At 60.5% G+C, this 7880-nt stretch carries 6 protein-coding genes and 2 tRNA genes; 5 read left to right on the plus strand and 3 right to left on the minus strand.

Annotated features, from left to right (window positions below; genetic code table 11):
* Positions 1 to 140: 140 nt before the first annotated feature.
* From B4E36_RS15300 to B4E36_RS15310, 3 genes are all read right to left on the minus strand, one after another.
* Positions 141 to 1331 (minus strand): GGDEF domain-containing protein, encoded by a 1191-nt coding sequence (locus B4E36_RS15300; RefSeq protein ID WP_345900540.1) that lies wholly within the window; start codon positions 1329 to 1331, stop codon positions 141 to 143.
* A gap of 370 nt (positions 1332 to 1701) precedes the next feature.
* Positions 1702 to 1775: transfer RNA gene (locus B4E36_RS15305), tRNA-Gly, on the minus strand.
* Positions 1776 to 1887: 112 nt separating this feature from the next.
* Positions 1888 to 1972 (minus strand) — tRNA-Tyr (locus tag B4E36_RS15310).
* A gap of 222 nt (positions 1973 to 2194) precedes the next feature.
* Between B4E36_RS15310 and B4E36_RS15315 the strand changes: the two genes are divergently transcribed.
* From B4E36_RS15315 to B4E36_RS15335, 5 genes are all read left to right on the plus strand, one after another.
* Positions 2195 to 3067 (plus strand): TrmH family RNA methyltransferase, encoded by an 873-nt coding sequence (locus B4E36_RS15315; protein ID WP_292056211.1) that lies wholly within the window; start codon positions 2195 to 2197, stop codon positions 3065 to 3067.
* Positions 3068 to 3086: 19 nt separating this feature from the next.
* Positions 3087 to 3854, plus strand: coding sequence for an HAD-IIB family hydrolase (locus B4E36_RS15320; RefSeq protein WP_292056214.1), 768 nt, complete (start codon positions 3087 to 3089; stop codon positions 3852 to 3854).
* Between the two features lie 182 nt (positions 3855 to 4036).
* Positions 4037 to 5257: a glycosyl transferase gene (locus B4E36_RS15325; RefSeq protein ID WP_018063712.1), complete on the plus strand. Its 1221-nt coding sequence runs from the start codon at positions 4037 to 4039 to the stop codon at positions 5255 to 5257.
* A 589-nt stretch (positions 5258 to 5846) separates the two neighbouring features.
* Entirely contained in the window at positions 5847 to 7007 is a 1161-nt protein-coding gene (locus B4E36_RS15330) for a diguanylate cyclase (protein ID WP_345900541.1), read from the plus strand.
* A gap of 179 nt (positions 7008 to 7186) precedes the next feature.
* Positions 7187 to 7621, plus strand: coding sequence for a PACE efflux transporter (locus tag B4E36_RS15335; protein ID WP_292056224.1), 435 nt, complete (start codon positions 7187 to 7189; stop codon positions 7619 to 7621).
* Positions 7622 to 7880 lie beyond the last annotated feature (259 nt).

Consider the following 7880-nt stretch of genomic DNA (forward strand, 5'->3'; position numbering starts at 1 on the left):
CCGCTCAAACTTTGCTTTTGCCATGTGAATGCTTCCTGTAACTGGTAACACGGATGCCCCGGCGAACCGGTTTAGTGCCGCCGTTTAAGGCTTTCGGAAGCAATAAGCAAGACAAAATCTGGGAAGCGCCCGAAAGCCCGTCAGATGTCCGTGCGCCGACGCTCGGATACGAACGGCACCACGCGTCCAACGCCCTGCTCCGCGTCCCGGCCGCTGTCGGCCGCACCGCTCACCACACGGTTGCGGCCCAGCCTTTTGGCCTCGTAAAGCGCTTCATCCGCGGCGGCATAGAGCGTCTCGTAGCCGCGTTCGATGTTGATGGTCGCAGCGCCGACGCTGCAGCGGGCGGAGAGTTGCCGGCCCTGACCGGCTGAGGCATCTTCGTCGAGCCGCCGGCGAATGCGCTCGCCGAGCGCCCCGGCCCCTTCCGCCCCGAGGTCGATGGCAAGGATCGCGAACTCGTCGCCGCCAATGCGCCCGACGATGTCGCCGACGCGCGACTGATCGATCAACACCGCGCCGACGCGCCGGAGCACCGCATCGCCCACCGGATGACCGAGCGCGTCATTGATCGCCTTGAACTCGTCGATGTCGATCAACACCAGGCTCACCATCACCCGCGTCCGGCCGGCATAGATCGCGCCCACCGCGCGCTCGAAGCCGGCCCGGTTCAGGACACCGGTAAGGTGATCGCGATCCCTCAGCGTGTTTGCCGTCTCAAGTCGTTCCACGAAATGCGACGCCAGCAGTTCGAGCGTCAGGATCATCGCCAGAAGCAGGATATAGAGCTGCAGGAAGCCCCAGAAGACCGACTGCGGGTTGGCGATATCCTGATTGAAGAACACGCCGGCCGTGCGGATGGTGTGCATCAGCCCAAGGGTTATGAAGGTCCAGAAGATCAGCTTGTCGTGAATGGTGTCGTCGCGACGGATCCAGATATGCTTGAGGGTGACGACGAAGATGACGATCAGGCCGATATTGATGCCGGCGGTGCGAATCTCGATCGTCGAGGTAAGGTAGAGCACGACATAGACCGCGCTGAGGAGGACGAACATGCCGATTATGAAAGTCCGCCCGAAGGACTTGCCGCGCCGCTGAAGCAGAGATTCCCCGAAGGTGAGCTGGGCGGCGATGAAGGCCATATTGCTGAACGGCAAGGCGATATTATCCGGCACGTAAGGACGGAGAAACATGCCTATGAAGGCCGCGTCCACCGTTAGCAGCGCAATTGCGAAAAGCATCAGATAGCGCTGCCGGCCGCCGGTAAACCAGGCCAGGACAAAACTGCCCGCCAGGATTGCAAGTCCACCCGTCACGATCAATGACTGCATGATATCCACCGGCCGGAGAACCTCATCAAACTCATCACGCTGCTGCAACCGCGACGACCGAAACCTTTATGCGCCAGGGACTGTAGAAGCGGCGACGGCGCAGTCAGGCCACTCCAATCGGTCGGCATAAACCTGAAACAGGTTGAACTCCGGCCTATTCAAAAGAAACGGTGGTCCAAGTCAATCCCCGCAGGCGCTTTCGCCCCACGCCGCCCGGAACATGCTCCATCCCGCAACCCCGAAAACGCATCACAACGGAATACAACCTATACGGGCTTTCATTGAAAAGCGCAATGGCGTGACGCAACATAATCGTCCACGTAACCAGGGCGATGAAAGATTATTCTTGTGACAGGGGCTTGAGATGGATTGGAGCGGGTAGCGGGAATCGAACCCGCGTATTCAGCTTGGAAGGCTGCTGCTCTACCATTGAGCTATACCCGCGGAACTTAAGAAGAGCGTTTCGGTTCGATACACTCGGATCGGCGTTCCAACCAGCAACTTGTCTGCGTGATCCGCCGGTCCTCGCTCCGCTCGGATCAGGTCCCAGGTCCGGTGGTGGAGGAGGTTGGATTCGAACCAACGTAGACTAAGTCAACGGATTTACAGTCCGTCCGTTTTAACCACTCACGCACTCCTCCAGTACCAGCCTGGATGGCGGCCATGCCGCCGATCGATGCCGCGCCGGCACGCCGGCTCGCTTCGATCTGCGCCGCGTATATGACCGGCTGATGACGCTCTGTCAACACGGCGCTTCACAAATTCCGCTGAAAAATCATCTGGCCCGCAATGCGGGCGCGCCGCAGTGCAAAACCGGCGCCAACCGTCTAGCCGGAAGCGGCCCGCCGCTCTATAAAAAGACCATGAACAAGAAACACGACCGCGACGGCTCCGCCAAAGACAGCCACTACGCCAAGCTCCGACGCACCCACCGCGACAGCAAGCGCGCGCGCGGCGACCTGCCCCCTGCCCCGCCCCGTCAGGGCAAGCGCGGCCCGGCCGGTCCGCTGCCGGTGGCGGACGACGAGGTGCTGCTTTACGGGCTGCACACCGTGCGCGCGGCAATCGAAAACCCGGAGCGCACGCTGATTGCGCTCAAGATCACCCAGAACGCGCTTGCCCGCCTGACGGACGGGCTCGACCTGCCGGCAGACCTTCCGGTGGAGATCGTCCGTCCCAAAGAGATCGACGATATTCTCGGCGAGGACGCGATCCATCAGGGCGTGATGCTGAAGGCGCGCACGCTGCCGGTGCGCAAGCTGGATGCGCTGCAGGACAGCCCGCTGCTCCTGGTGCTCGATCAGGTAACGGACCCGCACAATGTCGGCGCGATCCTGCGCTCCGCCGTCGCGTTTGCCGCCGGCGCGGTGATCACCACCATGCGCCACAGCCCGGCCGAATCCGGGGTGCTCGCCAAATCCGCCTCGGGCGCGCTGGAATATATTCCCTATATCCAGATCACCAATCTGGCCAAGGCGCTGGATGAACTCCACGCCATGGGCTTTACGACGGTCGGGCTCGATTCGGAGGGACCCGCCGTGCTGGAAGAGAGCCTTCGCGGCGACAAGATCGCGCTGGTGCTCGGCGCGGAAGGCAAGGGCCTGCGCCAGAAGACCCGCGAAACGGTGACCACGCTGGCAAGGCTCGACATGCCCGGCGAGATCAAATCGCTCAATGTTTCCAATGCCTCGGCGATCGCGCTTTATGCGGCGCGGCAGTTTCTTGCCAGAAGCTGAGACGCATAAAGGTCATCCGATGCACATCGTCTTCACCGATCTCGACGGCACGCTCCTCGACCACGAGACCTATTCCTTCGAGCCAGCCCGCCCGGCGCTGGACCTCTTGAAGGCGCGGGGCATCCCGCTCGTTCTCGCAAGCTCCAAGACCGAGGCCGAGATGCGGCCGATCGCTAGCGCGATCGGCATCGATCACCCGATGATCGTGGAAAACGGCGCGGGCATCGTCAACTGGCCGGGCGGCGAGGCAGATGAAGACGGCGTTTATGACAGGCTGCGCGCGGTGCTGTCATCCATGGACCCGGATTTGCGCCGCCACTACCAGGGTTTCGGCGACTGGAGCGATGCGGAGGTCGCGGAGAGAACCGGCATGTCGCTCGAAAGTGCCCGACTTGCCCGCAAGCGCCGTTTTTCCGAACCCGGGCTCTGGTCCGGCGGCGAGGACCAGCGCGCCGCCTTTGCCGCAATTCTCGACGCGCAAGGGTTTCAGGCGGTCCAAGGCGGCCGGTTCTTCACGCTGATGCCGAAAACCTCGAAGGCCGAGGCCATGAAAAAGATCGCCAGCCACTATGCGGAAACCTCGGATGAGCCGGTTTTCGCCGTGGCGCTGGGCGATGCGCCCAATGACGCGGCCATGCTGGAGGCCGCCGACAGGGGCTTCATCATCGCCAATCCCGCCCATGCCGAAATGCCGGTTTCGGACCGCGAGCGCGAAGGCTTCATCGCCCGGTCCGAGCGGACGGGCCCTTACGGCTGGAATGACATGATATTGCAATTATTGGCATAATATAGTTGGTAAATGCATGAGCAGTTCGCACTTGGACGGACCCACCCGCCCTTCGCGGAGTTGCCGCGTAACAATGACGATCGAGCGGCCTTGCAGCGTTGAAAGCCGCCCGCTCTGATCCATATTCCAATCGGCAGCCACAATCCGGCGCTGCCGCAAGCACAAAAATCAGGAGCGTCGCCATGGCTGACTTTCATCAAAACGGCGTCGTCGCGACGCTTCACAACCTGCGCGAACGCTCGCTCCATCGCGTGGAGCGCGAGCTTTCGAGTTTCTCGGCGACCCGCCCGATCACGCTGATCCTCCCCTCCCTGTTCTCCGAGCTCGAGGCAGAGGCACTCGACAACATCGTCAAACACCTGACTGAGGTGCCCTATATTTCCAACATCGTCATCGGCCTCGACCGCGCCGATGAGGAGCAGTATCGCTACGCGCTGAAATATTTCAGCCGCCTGCCCCAGCACCATGCCGTACTGTGGAACGATGGCCCGCGCATGCAGGCCGTCCACAACCGGCTCGGTGAAGCATCGCTGGCGCCGGCGGAACCCGGCAAGGGCCGCAATGTTTGGTACTGCATCGGCTATGTTCTGGGCGCGCGCAACTCGTCCGTCGTGGCTCTGCATGATTGCGACATCGTGACCTATTCCCGCGAGATGCTGGCCCGCCTGGTCTACCCGGTCACCAACCCTGCCTTTCCCTATGTGTTCGCCAAGGGCTATTATCCGCGCATCGCCGACGGTTCGCTCAACGGCCGCGTGACCCGGCTTCTGGTGACGCCGCTTCTGCTGGCGCTGGAAAAGACCATCGGCCACCAGCCCTATCTCGATTACCTGAAAGGGTTCCGCTATCCGCTCGCAGGCGAATTCGCGATGCGCACGCACATCCTGCCCGATATCCGCATTCCGTGGGATTGGGGCCTCGAGATCGGCGTGCTGTCGGAACTGTGGCGCAACTATTCCAACAATGCCATCTGCCAGGTCGATATTTCCGACGCCTACGACCACAAGCACCAGCCGCTTTCGCAAGAGGATGCCCAGCAGGGTCTGTCGCGCATGTCCACGGACATCTGCAAGACCGTGTTCCGCAAGCTTGCGACCGACGGCGTCACCTTCTCGCAGGAGACGCTCAGAACGGTGAAGGCGGCCTATTTCCGCACTGCGCTCGATCTGGTCGAGACCTACCACAACGACGCCCGCATGAACGGGCTTTCCACCGACCGGCACAAGGAAGAACAGGCGGTCGAACTGTTTGCGACCAACCTGACGGAGGCCGGCAACGCATTCCTCGAAACCCCGGACGCAACGCCGCTGATGCCGCGCTGGAACCGGGTCCTGAGCGCGCTCCCCGACGTGCTGGACGAGATGCAGGCCGCGGTGGCGGCCGATATGGCGGAATACGGCTGACCTGTTCTTTAGAACCTTTCCGCATTTCACGGAAACGCGGAAAGGTTCTATCTCTTTGTTTTTACGCAATTCCGGACGGTGAACCGGTATCCAATTCACCTGGAATTGCTATAAAACGGTCGCTCGCGAACAGTCGCGGCGGGTCGTTTTGTTGCGACCTGCCTCTACACGGCGTTACTTCCCTCTACATGAGCCAGGCGTATGCCCGCGGCCGATTGTGGCGGCTGAATCGCGGGCATTCCCTGATCCTGAAATCATGAAAACCACCGGCTGCAAGCCAAACCGGTTGCCGCGGTTTCGAAATCCCCGAGCATAGCAATGACCACGTCAGGTGACCCTACCCGCATGTAAAGGTAGGGCTAGACATACATAACTGCTTCCATTTCAGTCAGAATTGCTCTAATTGGCGTTGATATTTCTTGCCGCCTACGCTCAAAACGTGCTGACAATGAAATATTTTGAAACTAAAAGCTTACTTTTTCTCCGTGAACAATCTATACGTGCAGTCACCTGCAGTCCGGAGAGATTGATCGCAGCCTTCTCCGATGTTGATTTCCACCAGCTGTTTATTTCAGAAGCCTGATGTCCGATGGATACTGTGGTAGCGCGAACAATCCTTTCCTTGACGGGGCCGGGCATCGTTCTGACATTCAGCCTCGCCTTTGCGGTGTTCTGGCTTATCGAAAGGCGGCTGCTCTATTTGCCGGTGCTAGCGCTATCGTGCCTATTGTTCACGCTGGGCTCGCTCTCGCAAATTCTCGGCTGGCCTCCGGGCGTTGGAGCGAATGCCCTTGTTTCCGGCGCATTCTATACGCTTGCGGTATTACTGACCGTGCAGGGGATACTGCTGCGCGCCGAAAAACCGTTCAACTGGTGGTTATGTCTGGCCGTATTCGCGATCATCGAGGCGCTGTTCTGGTATTTTTTCTATGTTGACCGGAATCTGACCGCTCGAATCTACGTACAGCATTTCGGCTATGGCCTGATCATGATTTCGGCAACGGTCCCCCTTGCGAAGCGTCCGGCGCCTCGCCCCGTCGATCGCGTTCTCTTCTGGGTCCTGTTGCTTTTCGCCCTTCACTTCTTTCCGAGAACCCTGCTGACCACGGCCAACTGGATCGCTCCCGGCGTGGCGGCCTTTGCAAATTCGCTGTTCTGGCAGGCCATGCTCTTCTCCGTCGGTCTTCTCGCGGCGGTGCTGGCGCTTACGCTGTTGTTTGCTGCCTTTTCCGATGTCCTGCACGATTTGCGACGCGAGCGTGACTACGACGCGCTAACCGGGGTGTTGAACAGGCGCGGTTTCGGCGACCGGATCGACACGGAATTGCCGGTCATCGACAATCCGGTTTCCCTCGTTCTTTGCGACATCGATCACTTCAAGAGCATAAATGATCTTTATGGTCACGATCAGGGCGATGTGGTCCTCAGGGAAGTGGGCAAGGTCCTGCGCCAGAATGCCCGCAAGCACGACATCATCGGCCGGCTGGGTGGCGAGGAATTCGCTATCCTGATGCCGGATACCGACGTCGAGGCGGCGCTGCAGTTCGCCGAACGCCTCAGGGCCGCCGTCGAGGCACATCACTACGGCCTGCCGGATGGCGCAACTGGCGTCACCGCGAGCTTCGGCGTCGCGACGCGCGAACCGTCCGAAAGCTGGAACGCCCTGTTCAAGAACGCCGACACGCGCCTCTATGTCGCCAAGAGGGGCGGCCGCAATCGTGTCGTCAACCAGGACAACACGCTCCCGTGACCGTCGCGCGGGTCTCTCGCCGTTCCCGCTCCCGCAAAACGTCGAAGCAAACTTTTTCACACTTCGAAATTTCGGCACTTGAAACGAGCGGTCGCATGCGCCATCTCCGCTTGCGTGAGGACGACCTCCCCGAATTGGACAACAGCCGGGACGACCCGGCATCTCATTTGAGGTTGCCCATGCGCTCCCCTCTCGATCGCCTTCGCCATGCACTCAGCTTCGAGATTATCGGCCTGCTTCTGATCGTTCCGCTCGGCGCATTCGCCTTCGGCATGCCCATGCACGACATCGGCGTGGTGGGCGTTGCAAGCGCCACGCTCGCCGCCCTCTGGAACATGGTCTACAATTATATTTTCGACCACATCATGCAGCGCCTGTTCGCCACCACCGAGAAGGCGATGCCGTCGCGGGTGGTGCATGCGGTTCTGTTCGAACTCGGCCTGCTCATCGTGCTGATGCCGTTCATCGCGTGGTATCTCGGCATTTCGCTCGTTCAGGCGCTGGTGATGGATATATCCTTCGCGCTGTTCTACATGGTCTACGCGCTCGGCTTCAACTGGGCTTATGACATGGTGTTTCCGCTGCCGGAATGGGCGGACGAGCAACCCGAATGAGGCCACCATCCCCAGATCCTTTGCCGCGTCGGGCGAAAAACCGGTGACCACTTTTCCGCCCGACGCTCCAGCTTCACGAAGGAGGTCGCGCCGGCAGAAGCGTCGAACGCGCTGAAAGCGCACCGCGGCGGCTATGCGTCAGAACGCCTCGCTCGGCGCTCAGATATTCAAGTTTTTCGTGCGTGAAGAAGTGGCGCGCTCGAAGAGATTCGAACTCCTGACCCCCAGATTCGTAGTCTGGTGCTCTATCCAGCTGAGC

It is taken from the genome of Martelella sp. UBA3392 (assembly GCF_002358775.1).
GTDB classification, from domain to species: Bacteria; Pseudomonadota; Alphaproteobacteria; order Rhizobiales; family Rhizobiaceae; genus Martelella; species Martelella mediterranea.

Excerpts from the sequence above, each read along its gene's own strand:
- B4E36_RS15300 (WP_345900540.1), bottom strand. The coding sequence starts at position 1,331 with ATGCAGTCATTGATCGTGACGGGTGGACTTGCAATCCTGGCGGGCAGT.
- B4E36_RS15315 (WP_292056211.1), top strand. The coding sequence starts at position 2,195 with ATGAACAAGAAACACGACCGCGACGGCTCCGCCAAAGACAGCCACTAC.
- B4E36_RS15320 (WP_292056214.1), top strand. The coding sequence starts at position 3,087 with ATGCACATCGTCTTCACCGATCTCGACGGCACGCTCCTCGACCACGAG.
- B4E36_RS15325 (WP_018063712.1), top strand. The coding sequence starts at position 4,037 with ATGGCTGACTTTCATCAAAACGGCGTCGTCGCGACGCTTCACAACCTG.
- B4E36_RS15330 (WP_345900541.1), top strand. The coding sequence starts at position 5,847 with ATGGATACTGTGGTAGCGCGAACAATCCTTTCCTTGACGGGGCCGGGC.
- B4E36_RS15335 (WP_292056224.1), top strand. The coding sequence starts at position 7,187 with ATGCGCTCCCCTCTCGATCGCCTTCGCCATGCACTCAGCTTCGAGATT.